Genomic DNA, 21,188 nt, shown 5'->3' on the forward strand with positions numbered 1-21,188 from the left:
ATTTGCAGCGAATCAAAATCAAGCGCATTAATTTTCCCATGATCAATCTGATAGAAGAACTCCGCTGGAGAGGCATGCTGCATGACATAATGCCTGGTACCGAAGAGCAACTTGCAAAGGAAATGACCTCGGCTTATATAGGCTTTGACCCTACGGCTGCTTCCCTGCACATAGGTAACCTGGCCACTCTAATGCTTCTTGTACATCTACAGCGTGCAGGGCACAAGCCTTACGCCCTGGTAGGAGGTGCGACCGGTATGGTGGGTGACCCCAGCGGAAAGTCGCAGGAAAGAAACCTGCTGGATGAGGAAACGCTGCGTCACAATGAAAGATGTATCAGAGAGCAGCTTAAGAGCTTTCTTGAGTTTGAAGAGGGCGATAACCGGGCTGTACTGGTCAACAATTATGACTGGTTTAAAGGAATTGGCTTTCTTGAATTCTTACGGGACGCAGGTAAGCATATCACCGTCAATTACATGATGGCAAAAGACTCCGTAAAAAAGCGACTGGAGACTGGTCTTAGCTTCACGGAGTTCAGCTATCAATTACTACAGGGGTACGACTTTTACAATCTGTACAGTGAGTATGGTGTAAAACTACAAATGGGAGGTTCTGACCAGTGGGGAAACATTACTACAGGTACAGAATTTATCAGGCGTAAGGCCAGTGGTGAGGCTTTTGCACTTACTTGCCCACTCGTAACAAAAGCCGATGGCTCCAAGTTTGGTAAATCCGAAGGAGGAAACGTCTGGCTGGATCCGGAAATGACTTCCCCGTACCAGTTTTACCAGTTTTGGCTTAATTGTTCTGATGAGATAGCCAGTAAACTTATCCGGGTATTTACGTTACTGGATATGGATACGATAGAAAAACTGGAGGTCGAACATGCTGAGGCACCAAATAGGCGTCTACTTCAAAATGCCATTGCTGAAGACGTTACCGTGAGAGTCCATGGCAAAGAAGAGTACGAAAAGGCCGTAGAAGCTTCCCAGATACTTTTTGGAAAAAGCAGTACTGAACAGCTTGCAAAACTTGATGAGAAAACGCTGCTACAGGTTTTTGATGGCGTACCTATGTCCGAGATAAGCCGAACTGATTTTGATACTATCCCTGATGTAACTGATCTGGTTTCGGTGGCTACTGACGGAGCTATCTTTTCTTCTAAAGGAGAAGCCAGGAAAATGGTAAAAGGAGGTGGTCTTAGCATCAATAAGGCCAAAATAGGAAATCCGGCACAGCCAGTGACTGATTTTTCCCTATTACAGGATAGGTACCTTCTCGTGCAGAAGGGGAAGAAGAATTATTTTCTGATTCGGGTGAATTAGTAAAGTTGCTGCAGGATCAACTATCCTGCGGCAAGTATTTTCAATATATGCATCAGCCATTTTTTAAGAATATACTTTTTGTTATAAACCCCATATCGGGAGGAATAGATAAGGATGAGCTTGATCATCATCTGGAAGCTTTTTGTTCCTCATGTGGTATCAGTCATTCTTTTTTCCGTACTACCGGCGAGAACGATAAGAGAAAAATAAAAGATAAGATAAAGGATAATAATCCTGATGCTGTGATTGCCATAGGAGGTGATGGTACGGTCAATCTGGTAGCATCTATTCTGGCTGGGACTGACATGTGCATGGGTATATTGCCCATGGGCTCCGGCAATGGACTAGCAAAGGACCTAAATATTCCTCAGAATGATCCCGAAGCTGCTATGGAAGTGCTTAGGAATCCTACCATCAAGAAAATTGATACCCTAAAGGTCAACGGCCACTTTTTTGTCCATTTGTGCGATCTGGGTTTCAATGCTCATGTAGTCAAAATGTTTTCCAGAAGTGAACACAGGGGGCTTCTCAGTTATATGAGATTTACCGTAATGGAGTTTTTTAGCTATCATAGCTTTAAATATAGACTCAGCGTTGATACACAGGAGGAGGATATTTCTGGTAAGGCTTTTATGATCACTTGTGCAAATAGTAATAAGTATGGCAGTAACATAGTCATAAATCCTGAAGGTCACATGACAGATGGAGCGTTTGAAGTAGTAGTAATTAAAGACTTCAAATGGTACAAAGTCTTCAAAATGATAGCCTTGCTAGTCATAAGGCGGATACACACGTGGGAATTGACACAGACCGTGCGTTGTAAAAAAGCCCGAATAGTGCTGAGGAAAAAGAAAACGCTTCAGTATGATGGCGAGCTGGGTGAAAAGGTCAAAGAGATACAGGTTTCTGTCCTGCCGGGTAACTTAAAGGTGATTTGCCCTACTATAAGCTGCGCATGAACGTAAAAGCATTGAAAGGTAAAGAGGCAAAGGTTCGCATCGATGAAATTGCAGCCTTACGCATGGAAGTTTTTAGAGAGTTCCCATATTTATATGAGGGGACTGTAGAAAATGAGGAAGAGTACCTCAGCCGCTACCTGGAGGCTACTGGCTTTATGGCTATAGTAGCTGAAGACAAGCATCAAATAGTAGGTGTGAGTACCTGCCTGCCATTAGAGCAGGAAATTGATGACATTACTGCTCCCTTTGTCAGAAGAAATATATCCTTGGACTCAGTTTTATATTTTGGTGAATCTGTTCTGAAGAGGAGTTATAGAGGCCGTGGTCTAGGTGTTCGTTTTTTTGATGAAAGAGAAAGTTACGCCAGAGATATGGGAAGGGAGGCATGCTATTTTTGTGCCGTTGAGAGGTCGCCTGACCACAGTCTTAAGCCAGCAGGTTACAGAGACCTGCAGGATTTTTGGAAAAAGAGAGGATATGAAATTACTGATCTTTTCTGCACTCTCGAGTGGCAGGATATAGACCAAGACAGTGAAACTGAAAAGTCATTACGCTTTTGGAAGAAAGAACTATGATAATTCAGTTTAACCGACACAATAAATCAAAAGAGGCTGTCTCAAAAGGCAGCCTCTTTTTTTTTGGAGTTGGCCATAAAAAAAGCGAGGGCATTACTACCCCCGCTTTCCAAGATGTGATATCTTGAGTTGTGTCAATAAGCGAAAAGATAGTTTTTAAAGACTACAACCCCAAGCAAATTATGCTTTTACCTCCGAGCCTGGAGGAGTTAATAGAGGCAGACCATCCAGTTCGGGTGGTCAACGAAGTGGTCGATCGTCTTGATATTGCCCCTCTATTGACTGGTTATAAGCCTGGCGGTACATCAGTATATCATCCAAGGATGCTGCTTAAAATATTGATTTACGGGTATATGAGTAATATCTACTCTACCCGCAAGTTGGAGGCAGCTATTGGTCAAAACGTTCACTTCATGTGGTTGGCAGGTATGAACAAGCCTGACCATAACACTATTGCCCGTTTTCGATGCGATCGGTTGAAAGATAGCCTGAAGGTGATCTTTGCTCAGATTGTAATGTTCTTAGTTGATGAGGGCCTACTGGACTTAAAGACAGTTTACACCGACGGCACCAAGATAGAAGCCCAGGCTAATCGCTACACGTTTGTGTGGGGCAGGTCTATTAAGACCAATACCGAAAAGATAAGCCAACAGCTTGAAGAGTTGTGGGACTATACCCAGCGGGTGGCAGAAGACGAGTTATATCAGGAAAAGCCTGATTTTAGCAAAATCGATGCTCGAAAGGTTAGTGATACTATTGATAGGATTGACCAGGCACTCACGGGCAAGAAGATAGCAAAAGGGAAGAGGCAGAAGCTTACCTATGCACGAAAAAACTGGCCTGGGAAGCTGGCTGAATACCAGCAGAAGCAAGCTATACTGGGACAACGAAACAGCTATTCAAAGACTGACCACGATGCAACCTTTATGATGATGAAGGAAGACCATATGCGAAATGGACAGCTCAAGCCGGGCTATAACCTTCAGATCAGCACCTCCAATCAATACTTGGTAAACTACACGATCCATCAAAATCCTACCGACACCCTAACGTTACAACCCCATCTTAAGAACTATCAGCAGTTATATAACACCCTGCCTGACACTATATGCGCTGATGCAGGATATGGTAGCGAAGAGAACTATGACTATCTGAAAGATAAAGTAGAGAAGGCCTATGTAAAGTATAATTACTTCCATAAGGAGCAAACCAGAAAATGGAAGCAAGACATATCTAAATCTCAGAACCTGCATTACAACGAAGAGCAGGATAAGATCTATTGCCCGGCAGGCCAGCCAATGGATCATATAGGAAAGCGAAAAACAAAAACTAAGTCGGGTTATGAACAAACTTATGCACAATATCAGGCCAGAAACTGCCTGGAGTGTCCATTAAGGAGCGGTTGTTTTAAAGCAAAAGGCAACCGGATAGTTGAGATCAATCATAACCTTAGAACTCACAAGCAAAAAGTGCGGGATATGCTTATGAGTGACCAGGGAATAGCTCATCGCAAGCAGCGACCGGCAGATGTAGAAACTGTGTTCGCAGCCATCAAACACAACCGGGGCTTCCGCAGATTTATGATGCGGGGAACAGAGAAAGTCGAAATAGAAGCCGGACTACTGGCTATTGCACATAACCTGCTCAAAAAGGCTTCATAGAGAGCCTGTTTTCTTCGCCAAAAGAAAACAGATCATCAATAGCATTTACAGCAGATGAGCCTGGAAAGAAAAAAGTAAAGGCTGCCTCAACACTTTTGAGACAGCCTCTTTCTTATTTTATTAAGATGACTGATTATCTGCCAAAGTAATAAGCAGCATAAACCTGGAAGACACCATTACTTGGGTCACCATCATCATCAAATGGGTTATTTACATCATCAGAATCGTCTGCAATGTTATTCAGACCCAGTTGGTATCTTACACCGGCACCAAATCCGCCTATCAGGTCGACGCCTACACCAGCAATTACACCATAATCGGTGCTTTTGAAGGTATCATCAATATCTACTTCTTCTCCGTTGATCTCATACTCTTCATTGATAAGAAAACCAATGTACGGACCCGCTTCAAAGTAGGCTATTTCAGCAAAACGAAATTTAGCTAAAACAGGAATGTTCAGGTAAAGTAAGTTAAGGCCACTGTCATCAACGTCCTCAAAGTCCACACCTTGTGAGCTTAGTAAAATTTCAGGCTGAAGCGTATAGGAGTCAGTGAAATTGAGTCCGAAAGCCAGACCTGCATGCCATCCTATCGAACCTTCGAGGCCATCAAAGTCCCCGGTTAGAGTAGAATAGTTCAGACCACCCTTGATGCCAATTTCAGGACCCTGCGCGAACGATGTCGTTGTAAAAATGGCGCAGATAAGTAATGTAAAAATGCTAATTTTCTTCATAATCAATAGATTTCGTACACACAAATTATGCGATAATTCCCCCTCTTAACGCTCACTGATTATAATGGTTTGAATATAGGTACTGAATAATTACCAAAAATTCATTTTACACCCTGATCAGGGTATTTTGCAGGGATTTTTCTGTAGAAATCCTTGATCTTCTCCATATCAATTTCAATATCACCGGTCGGTTGAATGGCAGGACCAATGCCGGCCACTTTTTCCTTGTAATTAAGGTAGCCAAGGACAATGGGAAGTTTGGCTCCAAGGGCTACATAATAAAAGCCGGTTTTCCATTTTTCTGCATACTTGCGTGTGCCTTCGGGCGTTACCAGTACCACCAGTTCCTCGCGGCTATCAAACAGTTCTATCATGGCTGCAACGCTGCTCCCCCGTTTATCAGCACTCTTAAACTTTTGACGGTCTATGGCTATTGCGCCCAGCTTTTTAAGAAACCAGCCCATAGGGCCTTTAATCCACTCCTTTTTGATGGTAAACCTGACAGGAATGCCCATCAGGTAAAAAGCGGCCCGGGCATATACAAGGTCCCAATTGCTGGTGTGCGGTGCGGCAACCATCACGGCTTTTTTCACATCCGCAGGAAATTTCCCTCCGAGGCGCCAGCCGGATACGAAAAACAAAAATTTAGCTAAAGCTCTCACCATAGGATCTACTTATTAAGTCGCTCAGCAAGGTCCAGTCTGTGTGTCCGTGCTGTGTCCTTAGCAATATCATATCCTGCGTCGGCATGCCTTATCACCCCCATTGCCGGATCATTATGCAATACTCTTGCAAGTCTTCGTTCGGCTTCCGGGGTACCATCGGCAAGTATAACGACGCCGGCATGAATTGAATATCCCATGCCTACACCTCCTCCATGGTGGACAGAAACCCAACTGGCACCGCCTGCAGTATTTATCAGTGCATTTAAGACAGGCCAATCAGCCACTGCATCTGACCCATCTTTCATAGCTTCCGTCTCGCGGTTAGGAGAAGCCACGGAGCCCGTGTCCAGATGATCTCTGCCAATGACGATCGGGGCCTTTACTTTTCCTTCTGCCACCAGCTTATTAAAGGCCAGGCCGGCCTTTTCGCGATCCCCCTGACCCAGCCAGCAAATCCGTGATGGCAAGCCCTGAAAGGCAATTTTTTCTCTGGCCATTTTCAGCCACCTTTTCAGGCTTTCATTCTCAGGAAATAACTCAAGAAGCACCTTGTCACAGGTATAAATATCTTTAGGGTCCCCACTTAAAGCCACAAAACGGAAAGGACCTTTACCCTGACAAAAAAGTGGCCGGATGTAGGCAGGTACGAATCCCGGAAAATCAAAGGCATTTTCTACTCCCCTTCTGTCTTTCGCCTGGCCACGCAGGTTATTACCGTAATCAAAGGTAATGGCGCCCCGTTTCTGTAGTTCGAGCATTTGACGCACATGACGGGCCATAGTGTCCAGTGACAGACTTCCATACTCCTCCGGGTTAGCCTCCCGCAGGGTGTTAGCTTCAGCTACAGATAGGTTCTCAGGAAAATAGCCATTAAGTTCATCATGTGCAGATGTCTGATCGGTAAGCGTATCGGGTGTAATGTTGCGATCTATGTATCGCTGAAGCAGGTCCACTACATTGCATGCTACTCCAATGGATATAGGCTCGCCACTTGCTGCAGCTTCCTGCGCCCGGTCTATCGCTTTATCAATATCAAGAAATTTTTCATCCAGGTAGCGGGTCTCCAGCCGTTTGTCTATCCGCCATTCTTCCATTTCGGCAGCAAGGCAAACTCCTCCGCACATGGTTATAGCCAGTGGCTGTGCACCACCCATGCCTCCTAGTCCTGCCGTTACGTTTACTTTACCTTTCAAAGTACCGTCAAAATGCTGGCGGGCAAGTTCTGCAAAGGTCTCATAGGTGCCCTGTACAATACCCTGAGAACCGATATAAATCCATGATCCGGCCGTCATTTGTCCGTACATCATCAGTCCTTTCTTCTCCAACTCGCGAAAGTGTTCCCAATTAGCCCAATTAGGAACAAGCATAGAATTAGAAATCAGCACCCGGGGAGCATCCGCATGGGAGCGTAAAATTCCTACCGGTTTACCTGACTGAACAAGCAAAGTCTCATCTTCCCGAAGGTCCTTTAATGCTTTAACGATCAGGTCAAAAGAATCCCAGTTGCGGGCGGCCTTACCTATTCCTCCATACACCACAAGATCTTCGGGGCGTTCGGCTACTTCAGGGTCTAAATTATTGTACAGCATACGAAGGGCTGCTTCCTGTACCCATCCTTTCGTGTTGAGCGTGCTGCCGGTGGGTGTGGGACCTTTTTTGCTATAGTCGGTAATATTTTTCATGTAGTACGTAATTAGCTTGCCAATTCGTCCAATTGCTTTATTTCGTCAAGACGGCTGAGTGCATAGTTATAGCCGATATCAAATAACTCCCCGGCTTTTTTAAAGTCGAAAACCTTATAATGCTTACAATCTGGCGGTTCCAGGAAGAGGTCACAGGTTTTTTTGCGCTGGTACGCGTTGTAATTGATGGCCATCAGTAAACTTTTTTCCAGAATATCCCTCATGTTCTTAGGGTTGAAACCATCATTTACCGGATTACAATGAAGGCCGATAATACGATCACAATAACCTTCCAGTGGCTCCACAGGCAGATTATTCATAATACCGCCATCTATGTAGCGGGTGCCGTCTATCGTATAGGGTGAGAATATTACAGGCAGGCAGCAACTAGCCAAAACAGGAGGTATCAATTGTCCTTTGCTGAAATAGACAGTTTTTCCTTTTTCTACATCCGTGGCTGCAACAATAAGAGGTATTTTTAAACCTGAGAAGTCATTATCTGGAAAATACTGGAGGAAAACAGGCTCAATGGTGCCAATTTTCAGAAGCCCGGAGATACTCATCGCCGGTCGTATGAGCTTGGTGAAGCTGGTTTTGGTGACAATATCGAGAATAGCCTTAGGTTTGTAGCCCTTAGCATACAGTGCGCCTAATAAAGCACCGGCACTACTACCAGTGATACGGTCAGGTTGCAGGTTATGCTCTTCCAGCACCTGGAGTATGCCCAGGTGTGCAATGGCGCGCGCTCCACCTCCGGAAAGTGCTATGCCTAATGCCATTTATAGTATATCTGATAGTGGAAATACCTGGTCGACCCTCACACCTTTATCGGTATGTTTAACTGTACAACACTCGTTAACAGGGTCATGCTCGAAAAAGAGGATGTAATTATTATCTGCAGCCTCTTTCAAAAATGCCTCCTTCTCCTTCATTGTAACCAAAGGTCTCACATCGTATGCCATGACATACGGCAAGGGTATATGCCCTACGGAAGGTAGCAGGTCTGCAGCAAACACAATGGTGTGATCCTTATATTTGATCTTGGGAAGCATCTGCTTTTCTGTATGGCCATCCACGTATATAATGTCCATTTTAAAAGGAAGCTCTTTTTCTTTTTGTACGAATTCGAGCTGCCCGCTTTCCTGCATTGGCAGAATATTTTCCTTCAGAAAACTGGCCTTTTCCCGTGGGTTAGGATCATTTGCCCAATCCCAGTGCTGCTTATTGGTCCAGTATCTCGCATTCTCAAAAACTGGTCTGAGGGATTGGCTGGTTTTATCGCTGTATTCCACCCCTCCTCCGCAATGATCAAAGTGCAGGTGAGTCAAGAAGTTATCTGTGACATCACCCAGACCAAATCCTGCTTCTTTCAGGCTTCCTTTCAAGGATTTATCACCATGGAGGTAGTAGTAACCGAAAAATTTATCACTTTGCTTGTTACCCATTCCATTATCAATGAGAATGAGTCTGTTACCATCTTCTATGGCAAGGCACCGCATGGCCCATGAGCACATGTTGTTTTCATCGGACGGATTAGTCCTGCTCCAGATGGATTTGGGAACGACTCCGAACATGGCGCCGCCATCAAGCTTGAAGTTTCCTGCGTGTATAATATGGAGGTTCATGGGCTATGTTGTTTCAGGGGGTAAGATAAAAAAATACCGCCGAACTACTGAAATCAATAATTCGGCGGCAAGTCTTTTTTGGAGGAATTTTTACTCGTTGAAAACGCCCATCGACGAGAACTTATCGATTCGATTGGCGATCATCTCCTCTACCGGCTGGGACTGTATATCCTTTAGTTCTTTCAGTATGCTAGCCTTAAGCGTAGCAGATACCTTTTTGAGGTCGGTATGTGCCCCGCCAAGAGGTTCGGGAACAATGCCATCAATAAGCTTGAAATGAAGCATGTCAGCAGCAGAAAGCTTCAGTGCTTCGGCTGCCTGTTCTTTATAATCCCAGCTTCTCCAGAGAATACTACTGCACGACTCTGGTGAAATTACTGAATACCAGGTATTTTCAAGCATAAGTACACGGTCACCTATAGCTATACCTAATGCTCCTCCTGAGGCCCCTTCACCAATAATAATGCATATCACCGGTACTTTCAGAGCAAACATCTCTTTCAAATTGCGGGCAATTGCTTCTCCCTGGCCTCTTTCCTCTGCTTCTAATCCAGGAAAAGCGCCCGGAGTGTCGATAAGGGTAACAATGGGCTTATTAAATTTTTCAGCGATTTTCATTAGTCGCAGAGCCTTGCGGTAGCCTTCAGGGTTAGCCATACCAAAGTTACGCATCTGGCGCTGCTTAGTATTACGACCTTTTTGCTGACCAATAAACATAAAGGTCTGCTGATCTATGGTGCCAAATCCGCCTACCATGGCTTTATCATCTGCGACAGACCGGTCACCATGTAACTCTACAAAATCATCTGTGATCTCATAAATATAATCAAGGGTATAGGGTCTTTCTGAGTGCCGAGATAGCTGGACACGTTGCCATCGGGTCAGATTATTGAAGGTCTCTTCCTTCAGTTCTTTGATCCGCTTTTCAAGAGACTTCACCGCGTCAGAGACGTTAACATTATTTTGATCGGCGAGTTCTTTCATATCCTTTAGCTTGGCCTCAAGCTCCGCTATCGGTTTTTCAAATTCCAAGAGCATCTATATAAGGCGAGTTGGTTACAAATTAATAATAATTTCGTAGCAAAGGGATAAAAATATCAATACTGCTATTAGCGATGCGAATATCACATTTGTCGGGCGATAATACCACCTCTGAGCAAGAAACCTGCCTTCCGAAATGTTTTTTTAATTTTTTTTCGGCGGGGGGTTGCAAATAAATAATCGTCCGCATACTTTTGCATCACTTTAACGGAAACACACAGCGGTTTCCATTGTTCTTAAAATATTGGAAATACATAACGGAGTGGTAGTTCAGTTGGTTAGAATGCCTGCCTGTCACGCAGGAGGTCGCGGGTTCGAGTCCCGTCCATTCCGCCAGACTTGTGTCAACGTATTTCCAACGGAGTGGTAGTTCAGTTGGTTAGAATGCCTGCCTGTCACGCAGGAGGTCGCGGGTTCGAGTCCCGTCCATTCCGCAAGCCCGTCAATTTTGGCGGGCTTTTTTATTTTCCTTTATTTGGTTTTTTAGCAGATCAGTGAACCCGTTTCCGTTTTACCGACGTTGTCAGACAAATTCAATTGTCTATGTGGAAAATACCGATGGGAAAGATTTCCCGCTTGATGATATTTATCTTTTTCGTTCTTTTTACCCTTCCCTCCTGCTCTTCCGGCTATAATAGCTACAATATTGAGCCAAAAAACAGGAACAGGTATTACAACCCCAAAAAAGATCGACACAAAAAGCGTACAAAAAAGGTTAAAGTGAAAAATTTGCCCTGATGCCAGAAGCAGAAAATTATATAGCCACGGGAGACCGTCAGGTACGCGAAGGTCTCCTGGAGGAAGCGCTTAATAGTTATTCTTCCGCACTAGCTCTAAGTCCGGATCATCCTAGAGCTTTGGTAGGACGGGCCAAGACATACTATCAGCAGAAAAGAACGCAGGAGGCCCTGAAAGACCTGAACCATCTCGTTAATAGCTATCCCGATAACGGGCGCTTTCATGTAGAGAGGGGCGTGCTATTACACCTTGCCGGACAAAATAAGGAAGCGATGAGAGATTTTGACGCCGCTGTGAAAACCGATCCTCAGGATCCGTATTTCTTCAGTAGCAGAGCATTTATCAAAGATCGGTTAGGCGATTACAGCGGGGCATTAGAGGATTATGAAAAGGCTGTTACACTCGACCCGGAGGATGCTATAGCCTTTAATAATAAGGGGCTTGTCGAGGAAAAATTAGGGCGAATAGACGCCAGTAAAAGAAGTTTTAGCCGAGCAGACGAACTTGATCCGGCCAAAAATCCATCATCTGGCAGCATAACACCAGACTTCAGGAACACGCAGGCACCGGCTCCTTCCCCTACACCTGATGCAAAAGACAAGGTAATGGTGGAGCCTCGAAAAGAAAAGCTAAGCATATCGGATTACCTGCATACTCTTAAATCTGTGTTTTCAGACAAGGATGTTTTTGGTGAATTTATTAATTATTTAAGGGGAGGTGGTAATAAAAGAAGGTAAACCCATGGGGGCTTCAGGTTCCTGAACATTCACTACGATTTCTACTCTAAAAGTGGTCCCTATTCCGGCCTCACTGCTCAGAAAAACACTTCCTCCCAATCTTTCTACTGCATTACGAAGCAAGTATAGCCCGAGCCCGCTGCCCTTACTAATTTCATTGCCGCGGAAAAACATATTGAATACCTTATTCTGGATATTCTTTTCTATTCCCATACTATTGTCATCTACAAATAACACCACACGATGCGCGTCCTGAAGGATTGCTTGTACCCGCACCCTCGGCGTTACATCCGGCCTGGCGTATCGCAAACTGTTTTCCAGAAGGCTTTGGAGGATTAATACCAAGAGACTGCGATCCGTAAGAACTGTACGGTCTTTTTCGGCTTCCACACTCCACTCAGTGAGGTCATAGTTAGGCTCCTTGTAAAGAGAAGCAATGACTTCATACACTGTCTCCTCCAAGTTTACCTCTTCCAGTACAAGATCTCTTTCCTTAATAATTGTGAGCTCTGCAAGGGTGGATATGATATGATTAAGGCGGCTTATCTGCTTATTAAACATACCAAAGAACCTTCCGGCTTTGGGGTCATCCACCTCCATTTCGGCAAGCTGATATAACCCTGCCATTGAGGCAACGGGACCTCTGAGGTCGTGTGAGGCACGATAAAGAAAGGTATCCAGCTCATTATTTTTGTAAACCAGTTTTTCCTGTACCTTTTTAACCTGACTTATATCTGTGAAAGTGACGCTGTAGTGATTGGGTTCGCCTGGTTCTGAGTGATGTACAATGATAACGGCGTTGACAGGTACTTCCAGCCCATGCTGATTATGCAGTGTATACTCGGTTTTAAAATACCCAAGTTCATCGAGCTTCTCAGAGTTGTCCCAAAAACTATCAACTTCATAAGAAGAGAACAGGTCTTTTACGAAATAGCTTCTTTCATCAAAGCTGTCCAGCCCCCAAAAATTCCTTCCGGCCTGATTCATATACTGAACCCGTCCTACATGATTAAATACAAATACGATGTCCGGGGTGGCCTCAATGATGCTCGAGAGCCGGTCCAGCTTTTTCTCGACATTATATATTTCGGTAATATCCTGAACCGTACCGTAATGCATGGTATGCCATCCTTTATCATCAAGTAAAATCTTAATACTGATAAATAGCTTTCTTATCTCTCCGTCCGGGCGAATTATTCGGAAAAGCATTTTTTCAGAGTAGTCCTCGTTTTTATTCTTAAGGGTCAGACGGCCTATTTCCTGGTAGTGCTTCAGGTCATCAGGATGAATAATGCTCATAAATCTTTCAAGGGGTAATTCCTTTGAACTGTTTTTACTGCCAACATATCCAAGGATTTCAAGTACCCTTTCGCCTACCTTGAATCGTCTGCTTCCGAAATCATATTCCCAGGTACCAAGATTGGCCAGGTTAAGTGCATCATTAAGCTTCGCTTCGCTTTGTCTAAGAGCTAATGTTTTTTGTAAAACAATCTTTTCAAGGTTCTTCCGGTAATTCTCGATTACCTTCCTTGCCTTCCAAATTTCGGTAATATCCTGAATGGTGCCGTATATGTGCTTAGGTTTCCCATCATTATCAGTCAGTAAGCGTGCAACAGTTCTCACTTTAATTTCAACGCCACTATGCCGCTTGAGGGTGTATTCGAATGTTTCCCTGTGCGATGGGTCTTTAGCATTCATTATTCTTCTGAATGCTGCATTTAGTGTCTCCTGATCTTCTTTTACGACGAACCGTCTAAGGTAATCCTCAGTTTTCATTCCTTCAAAAGGATAATCATCCTTGGAAAGTCCAATGATGGATCTGAATTGATTATTAAGAATTATCTTATGTTGTGAAGGATCAATTTTCCACCAGGCTAACTTGGATATTTTGAGCGCCTCTTTGAGTTCCTTCTGGCTTTTCTCCAAAGCCTTTTTTACATTCTTTAATTCACTTACCTCCCTGGCAAAAGAGGCTAATTCATATACCTCTCCCTGCTCATTTCTGAGAGGAATAAGGTACCAGTCAAATATTTTATCCTGTAATGAAAACTGAAACCGCTTTTCTTTTTCAGCTTTGAAGGTTGCCTCAATGCAATTCTCAAAATAAATACAGTAATCCTCCTCAAAGCCTAGTTCCCTGTGAGTCTTCCCGATCATGGATCCGGCGGGAATTGAAAGTAGCTCTTCTACCCTATTATTTGCATAAATGTGCCGGTGCTCTCGGTCGAAACCAAAAATAATATCGGGGCTACTATTAAATAATTCCCTATCCCGCAACCCGGCTAATGCAACCTCAAGCTTTGCAGAAGGAGACTCACTTTTAACCATAAACGTGTAAAGGATGCCCCGAGAGCCTAGCATAGGATTAGAGCACCGTTCTCCTATAATTACTCTCCTGCGAACGTCATCTGATATGACCTGAAAGGTTCCGCTACCGGGACATTCATCAGTCTCCGGTGTCAGGCGGAACAAATAGCACTCAATAGAAGTGTTTATTATCTGTTCCCGATCCGTGGCTCCTATTAGTTTGAGCCAGTTCCCGTCAAAATCAATTATATTTTTACCCGAAAGTAAAATATTTGACTTACTTACGGAATCATCTTCCAATACTGCTTTAAAGCGCATTCTAAAAAGTCTCTCGTTAAAAAGAGTCGATAATCATATTCGACTCGTATATTCTCTGGTCCGGAAAAGAGAAATCATAGTATATTAAAAATCTCTGTGCTTATCCGGCTCGGTTAACAATTATTTTTTTATCTAGTCATTGATCCGCAAATAACCATACTACTTCCTGTGTATAATGCAGAAACTACTATTCTCAGGGCAGTAGATAGCATACTACGCCAGGAATTTAAAGATTTTGAATTACTTATTATCGACGACGGTAGCCAGGACTGTTCCTCACACCTGGTAAGGGGCATAAGGACAGTAGAGTCAGAGTCGAAAAAAAAATACCACGGTGGAATTAATAGCACTCAACGCAGGACTTAAACTGGCTCGCTCTCCGCTAATAGCGCGAATGGATGCAGATGATGTATCATATGCTGGTCGATTACCTAAACAATACAGTTTTCTAAAAAGCAACCGGATACCGGAATGGTAGCCAACTGCGTACGGTATTGTGGTAGTGTTAAAGATAACTACGGATATTTTTTTTATGTTCAATCTCAGAATAAAATTATATCCAATAGGTAAATAGTGTTAAAGCGGTTTACGGAATCTTCGTTCGCTCACCCTTCGGTTTTGTACAGAAAATCACTAATTGAAGAGTTTGGGTCAGATCTGGAAGGGGGCTTTACGGAAGATTATGAATTATGGTTTAGGTGGCTTGCCAAAGGTGTCAAAATGTTAAAGCTACCCGAGGTACTGGTAGAGTGCTAAGATAATGTCAAGAGGCTAAGCATCTTAGGACGAATGTACCGGTCGGATTCCATTTTTAGGATTAAGGTCTATTATTTTCGATTGTGGTACCGTCGATTCAGTAGTCACAAGCCTGTTTGGGTGTGGTGAGCTGGTAAATCAGTGAATAATCCGAGAATAAAATGGCTGATACACTATGGTCTACCAGCTGAGGGATATATTGATGTGAGGCACCGGAAGAGAAGGAATAACTCAGGTATTTTTTGAAGAGTTTGATTATGAATAGAATGTAATCCTACTCATTTATGTCGGTGACCGAACCGGAAAGATAGAAATAATTAAATATTTAGAAGATAAGGTTAAAAGAGGGTAGCAATTTTTGGTTATATGCTTAGACTGAATGTTGGGGGATAAAAGTTAAATCTATTAATACATACTTACCTTCAATTTCATAAGAAATTTCAAATTATTATTAAGATATTTATTACCTGGGCAGGGATATGATTAAGAAGATGCATATTATTCAATTATACTATATCTTTGTCTAATAGAGATCGATACAACAAATCACTTTTTGAAAAGTGGGAGAGAAAACAAAAATGCTGGAAGAGGTACTGCTGGGTTCAGAGAAATTTTCGCTAAAAGAAATCTCTGAGCTTGACGGTGATTTCTTTCGCCTCATTACAAAGTTAGTTGAGCTAAAACGGAATGAAGAGGAGCTATCGCGCCGCCTGGAAGAGTTTCAGGAGGTAATAGCTAATATGGCTAATCTTGACTTTGAGCAAAAACTTCCAGTCAACCAAGAGGATAAAGTATTTAACTACATTGCTATCAGCATTAATATGCTGAACGAAGAGCTATCTGCCAAAACTGTCCCCGATACCTACTTCAAAGGCCTTCTTGAAACCTGCCGTGAGCCTATTATTATCACTAATAATAAGGGGATGATTCTGTACGTCAACGATCAGTTGTGCAGGTTACTGCAGATAAGCGCTAAAGAGATTACGGGCCAGCCGATAGAAAAAATTATGGCAGAGCAAGGGGATGGTTCACAACTGGACCTTATATCTCTGCCTAAGGATACACCTGTAGATTTAATCGGTGCAGATAATCGCATAATCCGGGTACCTGCAGATGTTTCATTCCTGGAAGACAGGAGTATGAAAAACGCAGGTTTTATCATCCGGTTTCATCATGATGCTATGCCCGAAGAAGAAGAAAAGGTAATGTCATCCAAAAGTAAGCTTACAAAAAAGCAGGCAATGATCCTTATGGAGGCTGTAGAGATGATGGACTTTTATAGTTACTGGAAGTATTTTGTAAAAGAGCCAGAAAATGTTCGTCTTACGCCTAAGTTTGAATTGGTAGACCAGTTTGTACACGTGAGGGATATCAAAATCATGGCCGATAGGAACAGCGTAAAGGATGCTACACTTTCCAGTAACCTGAAGTTGGCAATGAAGTTTCTGCGTAATGATAGTGTACGGGATCGCTACCTGGCCTGGGTAGATGAAAATACGCCTCTTACTACTTTCACCAAAAAGGACCTTAAAGAATTACAGGAAGAAACAGAGTATATGATAACGGCGAGGCTGATCGAACGGTTGAACAAACGAAAAAACCAGCTTAAGTACTCACGTAAAGCCGAACTGATGGAAAAAAGCCTTAAGGAGATATCGCTCGACAAAGGCACTTTAACTGCTTTAAATCAGTTAGGAGTTTATAAGATCGGTGATCTGAGAGCCTGGAATATTAAGTCTCTTGCTGAGCAGAACCACATCACCCGTAACCATCTGGAAAGCATTAAAGAAAGCCTCAGGCAGCTGGGCTGCCTCTACATTCTGAAAGAAAGCCTGGAGGAATAAGAATGCTAGTGACTTACTTAAGGGTAACATGTTATTTCTGAGAGAGAAAAAGCGGCAGGATTAATTTGAGAATCATTGTTCGGATAATGAAAAAAAGCTATTTTATGTCACCGGATTTCCGGTAGCTTGATATTTCGTTAAAATTGACTGCCTGGTATGAAAAAAAATTCGAATACGTGCCTCTTTGAAAATGACCACATAAAAATGTGGAATATAGATGGGATCGCTATTATCGAATACCTGGACAGCAATTATCTGTCACTGGATGAAGCTGATGAGATCATGAGGCAGTTGAGTACCCTCTCACATCATCCTACGCCTCTTCTTATCGATGCCCGTGGCACCAATTATCTCAACCGCAACGCTAGGAACCTTTTCAGTGACCGGGTGGGTAAACATGGGATTACGGCGGCGGCGATCGTTGTAAACTCAGAAATACAGCGTAAAATGGTGAACCTGTGGTTACGCATCGACCAACCGGATCTCCCCTTTCGGCTATTCACGAGTAAGGAAGATGCGATCTACTATCTGCAGTTCTTCAAGAACCCTAATTAGGTTTTTGTCCTAAGCCCTGCGGCATGGCATACTGATGGTGCTGTATGCCAATCTTCTTGCGGATTTGGCTACCTAGCAAATTACGCATACGGTAGAACTTATTACCACTACCCATGAGATTTTGAACTCCCCTTAATCCGGCTAATGGTTTGAGAAAAACTTTGGTAAATTTTTCTTTTTTAAGTCCGATGGCATCGGCCACCTCATCCCCTAACAGATACCTCATGTAGGGCTCAGTAATTTTTTCAAATGGCCCCTTCACAGGTGTGTCTTTAAAGTGGTCAATTAGTGACCTGGTCAGGGCTTTCCCGTGGTCAGATGCCTTTATGGTTCTGCGGGAAATTATGGTCAAAAGCTGATAACTCTCTTTGGCGGAATCAGGAAGTAGGCGTTCTTCTACTCCTAGCATCCTTCCCACCACACTCCAAAGGTGCCTGAAGTCATCTGTTTCCTCTCTGCTGAGGGATATGCCTATTTTTCTGAAGCTTCGTATCGGAATATACCAGAATGCGAGCTGCGTACCCGCCATATCCTCTTGGTTTACAGGAACCCCCCATTTATCCGCTTGCCAATGGCCGCTATTCAGAATGTAATATCGAACGGCTGCGTGCATTAGCCGGACTTTTTGAATACTTTTTATACCTCTGCCTTGAGGGGTAAATGCTAAAGGATCCATTACATCCATAACAAAACGGGCTGTTTCCAGCAGTCGTTTAGAGGGTTCATTTATAAGGCGTGGAGAAGCGTCAAGTACACGGGCACCATCTGAAGCTGCATAACAGTATGGCAAGCTGGCGAAACCCAGCATACTTAGTATGTCATCCGCATGCTTAACGAAAACAGCGGCGCCTTTCTTCATTTTGGACAGATTTGCAAACTCCGGGATACGAGCTGATTGCTTAAAGTATTGAATAGCCTCGGGAGGAAGATCCTCAGGCCATTTCTCGTGATTATAATGAACTGAGGCGATTATCGTACGGAGGTATGAAGCGTTAGCAGCTTCTTTAATGACGCTGAATGCATGATCTGCCAAAGGATCCATTTGCATCCGCATGTCATCCAGGAATGAATCTGTAAAATACTGTGCTTTACCCATGATGGCAAAAGCTTCTATCTATAAAGAATGTTTAAGCTCGTAGCCTGTCGGCCACTAACTCAGCCGCGAGGCGTCCGCTTCTCATAGCAGCATTGATGGAGCCATTAAGCAAGTGGTCACCGCATATATAATTGCGTTCACTAATTTGCATCATAGCTGGTGCTATTTCATGTTGGACATGATTTTGTGCAGGCAAGGCGTACGGAATGTGGTAGGTATGCAGGTGTTCCCACTCCGTTACCTCCTTACCAAACATTTGTTCAAGTTCCTTTTTAATGGTTTTGAGAATGCTGTATTCATCAAAGGCTTGATCGCCAATGACTGATGCGGATATGAGGTGTTTACCTTCCGGGGCGTATGATGATGCTATGTTAGACATCACGGCCACATTGTTTATCAGTCCGGAGCCGGTGCCATTCAGGGTTAATATAGGCTCAATGTAAGGTGGCTTATCTGCCACAAAATAAAAGGTAGATGTGCTCTGATAAGTTACCTTACAGGAAAAGCCGGAAAGTTTTTGAAGAGCAGGGGCTTGTGTGGCTATGAGTACATATTTTCCTTCGAACTCTTTTCCTGATTCAGTAACAACTTTACCATCTGTTATGCTGGTGGCAGGCGTGTTGAAATGAAACATATGGGAAGGTAATTGCCCCGCCAGCTGCTTTGGTATTTGCTCCATACCTTTTTCAGGTACGGCTGCGTGCCCTTCAGAAAACATCTTAAAAACGAAATCCAGTGCGCGCCTGCTGGTTTCAAGCTCACCTTCCAGGAAAATACCACTGAAAAACGGCTTAAAGAAGGAGTCGATCATCTTATCGCTAAAGCCATACTCCTCTTTCAGAGCTATTAATGAAGGCTTTTCTTCCTCCTGAAATATTTCTAATAAAGACTTACTACTCAATTGAGCTCTCAGTCGTAGTACACGAAACTTATCAGTAAACGAACCTAACGGTGAGAAAAGAGAGCTGAAAAGCTCAGATGGCTGTCTTGTAGGGTCTGCAACCCGAAAAGTTTTGCCTTTGCGATACACCTGTGCCCCGGGCAAAAAACTTTTAAGATTTAACTTGGCATAATCGAGTAGTTCTCTGGTTTCCGGATACGCTGTAAGTAGTACCTGAAATCCCCTGTCCAGGAGAAAGCCATCTAAGTTATCAGTTTTAATTCTCCCTCCTGCCCTGTCAGAGGACTCAACTATGCAGTAGCTGAGGTTATTCCTTTGTAAAACACTGGCAGCAGTAAGCCCGGCCATGCCGGACCCTACAATTACCACATCACATTTTTGCATTGCGTTCAGATTAAAAGTATCCGGACACAGGTATCATGAGGATGACCGCCCGGGCCTCCCCTTACGTTGGCCACCTTTCCTGCCGCCGCCCTTTCGTCTGGATCCTCCACCCTGACCGCCTTTGCGGGGCTTTTGTACGGATGGAGGTTCTCCCAGGTGTTCAGGTAGCTTGAGGCGCCTTACTTCCATACCTATAGTTTCTTCTATCCGGTAGAACTTCTGTTGATCTTTGCTATTAACAAAAGTAAAAGCGACACCGGTTGATTCTGCGCGAGCAGTACGGCCTACACGGTGTACGTAATCTTCGCCATCATGGGGCACGTCATAATTGATAACAAGCCCAATGTTCTCAATATCAATTCCCCGGCTCATTACGTCTGTCGCTACCAGGATTTGTACCTGGCGGTTACGGAATTTCAGTAGCACCTCTTCCCTTTCGGTCTGCTCCAGGTCAGAGTGTATGCTTCTTGCATTAAAATTAGCTTTGCGTAATTCCTTATCAATGGCTTTTACGTTCGCTTTAGTACTGCTGAAAATGATAATGCTAGGTATTTCCTTAGCTGAAAGTAAGTGCTTGATCAGTTCAATTTTCTGGTCGTCGTGAGCCAGGAATACCCCTTGAAAAACTCCCTCTGCAGGTTTTGAAACTGCAAGGTTTACCTGTTCCGGCTCTTTCAGGATTTTCTCTGCCAGAGATCTGATTTTGGGAGGCATAGTAGCACTGAACATAAGTGTCTGCCTTTCTTCCGGCAAGAAACTTATGATCTTCATTAGGTCTCCCAGAAATCCCATATCCAGCATTCTGTCTGCCTCATCAAGTACCAGAAAGCTAAGATTATCAAGCTTCACGTACCCCATATTCAGATGCATAATAAGCCTGCCGGGTGTAGCTATGACAATGTCTGCCCCTTCTTTGAGCGCCTTTTTTTCACGCTCAAAAGATGCTCCGTCAGTACCGCCGTAGATGGCGAGTGAACTGGTATTAGTAAAATATGCAAATCCTGCCAATGACCGGTCTATCTGTACGGCTAGCTCCCGGGTAGGTGCCAGTATGATGGCATCGACATTGTGCTCATCGTTCCCGCTTGTAGCCAATTTGTTAAGAATGGGTAAAAGATAGGCGGCTGTTTTACCGGTGCCTGTCTGAGCACAACCGATAATGTCTTTACCTTCCAGAATGATTGGAATGGTTTCGGCCTGGACGGGAGTTGCATTTTCAAAGCCCATGGCAGAAAGGCCTTCCATTACTGCCGGGCCGAAGTTAAGCTCCTCGAATTTCAAATTTT

19 protein-coding genes and 2 tRNA genes are annotated in these 21,188 nt (G+C 43.7%); 11 read left to right on the forward strand and 10 right to left on the reverse strand.

Going from position 1 to position 21,188, the window contains the following annotated elements:
• Positions 1-38 precede the first annotated feature (38 nt).
• The 4 genes from tyrS to AB9P05_RS20475 all read left to right on the forward strand — a co-directional run bounded on the left by tyrS (position 39) and on the right by AB9P05_RS20475 (position 4,520).
• Positions 39-1,325 carry a tyrosine--tRNA ligase gene (gene tyrS, locus AB9P05_RS20460; protein ID WP_371910703.1) on the forward strand — a complete coding sequence of 429 codons (1,287 nt, stop codon included), beginning with the start codon at positions 39-41 and terminating at the stop codon, positions 1,323-1,325.
• Between the two features lie 47 nt (positions 1,326-1,372).
• A complete protein-coding gene (locus AB9P05_RS20465; RefSeq protein WP_371910704.1) occupies positions 1,373-2,284 on the forward strand; it encodes a diacylglycerol kinase family protein in 912 nt (303 codons plus the stop codon).
• On the forward strand, positions 2,281-2,859 hold the full coding sequence (locus AB9P05_RS20470) for a GNAT family N-acetyltransferase (RefSeq protein ID WP_371910705.1): 579 nt from the start codon (positions 2,281-2,283) through the stop codon (positions 2,857-2,859). The genes AB9P05_RS20465 and AB9P05_RS20470 overlap by 4 nt, the downstream gene beginning before the upstream one ends.
• Positions 2,860-2,996: 137 nt before the next feature.
• Positions 2,997-4,520, forward strand: a complete 1,524-nt coding sequence (locus AB9P05_RS20475) for an IS1182 family transposase (RefSeq protein WP_371911333.1) — start codon at positions 2,997-2,999, stop codon at positions 4,518-4,520.
• 133 nt (positions 4,521-4,653) lie between these two features.
• Here the strand turns inward: AB9P05_RS20475 and AB9P05_RS20480 are convergent, their stop codons facing one another.
• The 6 genes from AB9P05_RS20480 to AB9P05_RS20505 form a co-directional block, all read right to left on the reverse strand.
• Positions 4,654-5,253 carry a porin family protein gene (locus tag AB9P05_RS20480; protein ID WP_371910706.1) on the reverse strand — a complete coding sequence of 200 codons (600 nt, stop codon included), beginning with the start codon at positions 5,251-5,253 and terminating at the stop codon, positions 4,654-4,656.
• 101 nt (positions 5,254-5,354) lie between these two features.
• Positions 5,355-5,918 (reverse strand): 1-acyl-sn-glycerol-3-phosphate acyltransferase, encoded by a 564-nt coding sequence (locus AB9P05_RS20485; RefSeq protein WP_371910707.1) that lies wholly within the window; start codon positions 5,916-5,918, stop codon positions 5,355-5,357.
• A 5-nt stretch (positions 5,919-5,923) separates the two neighbouring features.
• A complete protein-coding gene (hutU, locus tag AB9P05_RS20490; protein WP_371910708.1) occupies positions 5,924-7,600 on the reverse strand; it encodes a urocanate hydratase in 1,677 nt (558 codons plus the stop codon).
• Positions 7,601-7,611: 11 nt separating this feature from the next.
• Complete coding sequence (locus tag AB9P05_RS20495; RefSeq protein ID WP_371910709.1) at positions 7,612-8,379, reverse strand: patatin-like phospholipase family protein; 768 nt, start codon at positions 8,377-8,379, stop codon at positions 7,612-7,614.
• On the reverse strand, positions 8,380-9,225 hold the full coding sequence (locus AB9P05_RS20500; RefSeq protein WP_371910710.1) for an MBL fold metallo-hydrolase: 846 nt from the start codon (positions 9,223-9,225) through the stop codon (positions 8,380-8,382).
• Positions 9,226-9,315: 90 nt separating this feature from the next.
• On the reverse strand, positions 9,316-10,263 hold the full coding sequence (locus tag AB9P05_RS20505; protein ID WP_371910711.1) for an acetyl-CoA carboxylase carboxyltransferase subunit alpha: 948 nt from the start codon (positions 10,261-10,263) through the stop codon (positions 9,316-9,318).
• A gap of 262 nt (positions 10,264-10,525) precedes the next feature.
• Here AB9P05_RS20505 and AB9P05_RS20510 point away from each other — a divergent pair.
• The 3 genes from AB9P05_RS20510 to AB9P05_RS20520 all read left to right on the forward strand — a co-directional run bounded on the left by AB9P05_RS20510 (position 10,526) and on the right by AB9P05_RS20520 (position 11,741).
• Positions 10,526-10,602, forward strand: a tRNA-Asp gene (locus AB9P05_RS20510).
• 24 nt (positions 10,603-10,626) lie between these two features.
• Positions 10,627-10,700: transfer RNA gene (locus AB9P05_RS20515), tRNA-Asp, on the forward strand.
• 303 nt (positions 10,701-11,003) lie between these two features.
• Positions 11,004-11,741: a tetratricopeptide repeat protein gene (locus AB9P05_RS20520; protein ID WP_371910712.1), complete on the forward strand. Its 738-nt coding sequence runs from the start codon at positions 11,004-11,006 to the stop codon at positions 11,739-11,741.
• Here AB9P05_RS20520 and AB9P05_RS20525 read toward each other — a convergent pair.
• Positions 11,712-14,366 carry a PAS domain S-box protein gene (locus tag AB9P05_RS20525; protein ID WP_371910713.1) on the reverse strand — a complete coding sequence of 885 codons (2,655 nt, stop codon included), beginning with the start codon at positions 14,364-14,366 and terminating at the stop codon, positions 11,712-11,714. The genes AB9P05_RS20520 and AB9P05_RS20525 overlap by 30 nt on opposite strands.
• Before the next feature lie 156 nt (positions 14,367-14,522).
• Between AB9P05_RS20525 and AB9P05_RS20530 the strand changes: the two genes are divergently transcribed.
• The 4 genes from AB9P05_RS20530 (at position 14,523) to AB9P05_RS20545 (ending at position 17,521) form a co-directional block, all read left to right on the forward strand.
• Entirely contained in the window at positions 14,523-14,732 is a 210-nt protein-coding gene (locus tag AB9P05_RS20530) for a glycosyltransferase family 2 protein (RefSeq protein WP_371911374.1), read from the forward strand.
• Positions 14,701-14,844, forward strand: coding sequence for a glycosyltransferase (locus AB9P05_RS20535; RefSeq protein ID WP_371910714.1), 144 nt, complete (start codon positions 14,701-14,703; stop codon positions 14,842-14,844). The genes AB9P05_RS20530 and AB9P05_RS20535 overlap by 32 nt, the downstream gene beginning before the upstream one ends.
• Positions 14,845-15,682: 838 nt before the next feature.
• Entirely contained in the window at positions 15,683-16,966 is a 1,284-nt protein-coding gene (locus AB9P05_RS20540) for a PAS domain-containing protein (protein ID WP_371910715.1), read from the forward strand.
• A 156-nt stretch (positions 16,967-17,122) separates the two neighbouring features.
• Entirely contained in the window at positions 17,123-17,521 is a 399-nt protein-coding gene (locus AB9P05_RS20545; protein ID WP_371910716.1) for a hypothetical protein, read from the forward strand.
• Here the strand turns inward: AB9P05_RS20545 and AB9P05_RS20550 are convergent.
• The 3 genes from AB9P05_RS20550 to AB9P05_RS20560 are packed head-to-tail and all read right to left on the reverse strand — an operon-like array spanning position 17,514 to position 21,183.
• The gene (locus AB9P05_RS20550; protein ID WP_371910717.1) at positions 17,514-18,617 is read right to left on the reverse strand and encodes an oxygenase MpaB family protein; all 1,104 of its coding nucleotides are present in this window, start codon (positions 18,615-18,617) and stop codon (positions 17,514-17,516) included. The two genes, AB9P05_RS20545 and AB9P05_RS20550, sit on opposite strands and share 8 nt — an antisense overlap.
• A 31-nt stretch (positions 18,618-18,648) precedes the next feature.
• Positions 18,649-19,902: an NAD(P)/FAD-dependent oxidoreductase gene (locus AB9P05_RS20555; protein WP_371910718.1), complete on the reverse strand. Its 1,254-nt coding sequence runs from the start codon at positions 19,900-19,902 to the stop codon at positions 18,649-18,651.
• 33 nt (positions 19,903-19,935) lie between these two features.
• Positions 19,936-21,183 carry a DEAD/DEAH box helicase gene (locus AB9P05_RS20560; RefSeq protein ID WP_371910719.1) on the reverse strand — a complete coding sequence of 416 codons (1,248 nt, stop codon included), beginning with the start codon at positions 21,181-21,183 and terminating at the stop codon, positions 19,936-19,938.
• Positions 21,184-21,188: the final 5 nt, after the last annotated feature.

This window comes from Roseivirga sp. BDSF3-8, assembly GCF_041449215.1.
In the GTDB taxonomy this organism is placed as follows: Bacteria; Bacteroidota; Bacteroidia; order Cytophagales; family Cyclobacteriaceae; genus JBGNFV01.

Coding starts and splice junctions, on each gene's coding strand:
- tyrS (WP_371910703.1), top strand. CDS start 39: ATGATCAATCTGATAGAAGAACTCCGCTGGAGAGGCATGCTGCATGAC.
- AB9P05_RS20465 (WP_371910704.1), top strand. CDS start 1,373: ATGCATCAGCCATTTTTTAAGAATATACTTTTTGTTATAAACCCCATA.
- AB9P05_RS20470 (WP_371910705.1), top strand. CDS start 2,281: ATGAACGTAAAAGCATTGAAAGGTAAAGAGGCAAAGGTTCGCATCGAT.
- AB9P05_RS20480 (WP_371910706.1), bottom strand. CDS start 5,253: ATGAAGAAAATTAGCATTTTTACATTACTTATCTGCGCCATTTTTACA.
- AB9P05_RS20485 (WP_371910707.1), bottom strand. CDS start 5,918: ATGGTGAGAGCTTTAGCTAAATTTTTGTTTTTCGTATCCGGCTGGCGC.
- hutU (WP_371910708.1), bottom strand. CDS start 7,600: ATGAAAAATATTACCGACTATAGCAAAAAAGGTCCCACACCCACCGGC.
- AB9P05_RS20495 (WP_371910709.1), bottom strand. CDS start 8,379: ATGGCATTAGGCATAGCACTTTCCGGAGGTGGAGCGCGCGCCATTGCA.
- AB9P05_RS20500 (WP_371910710.1), bottom strand. CDS start 9,225: ATGAACCTCCATATTATACACGCAGGAAACTTCAAGCTTGATGGCGGC.
- AB9P05_RS20505 (WP_371910711.1), bottom strand. CDS start 10,263: ATGCTCTTGGAATTTGAAAAACCGATAGCGGAGCTTGAGGCCAAGCTA.
- AB9P05_RS20520 (WP_371910712.1), top strand. CDS start 11,004: ATGCCAGAAGCAGAAAATTATATAGCCACGGGAGACCGTCAGGTACGC.
- AB9P05_RS20525 (WP_371910713.1), bottom strand. CDS start 14,366: ATGCGCTTTAAAGCAGTATTGGAAGATGATTCCGTAAGTAAGTCAAAT.
- AB9P05_RS20545 (WP_371910716.1), top strand. CDS start 17,123: ATGAAAAAAAATTCGAATACGTGCCTCTTTGAAAATGACCACATAAAA.
- AB9P05_RS20550 (WP_371910717.1), bottom strand. CDS start 18,617: ATGGGTAAAGCACAGTATTTTACAGATTCATTCCTGGATGACATGCGG.
- AB9P05_RS20555 (WP_371910718.1), bottom strand. CDS start 19,902: ATGCAAAAATGTGATGTGGTAATTGTAGGGTCCGGCATGGCCGGGCTT.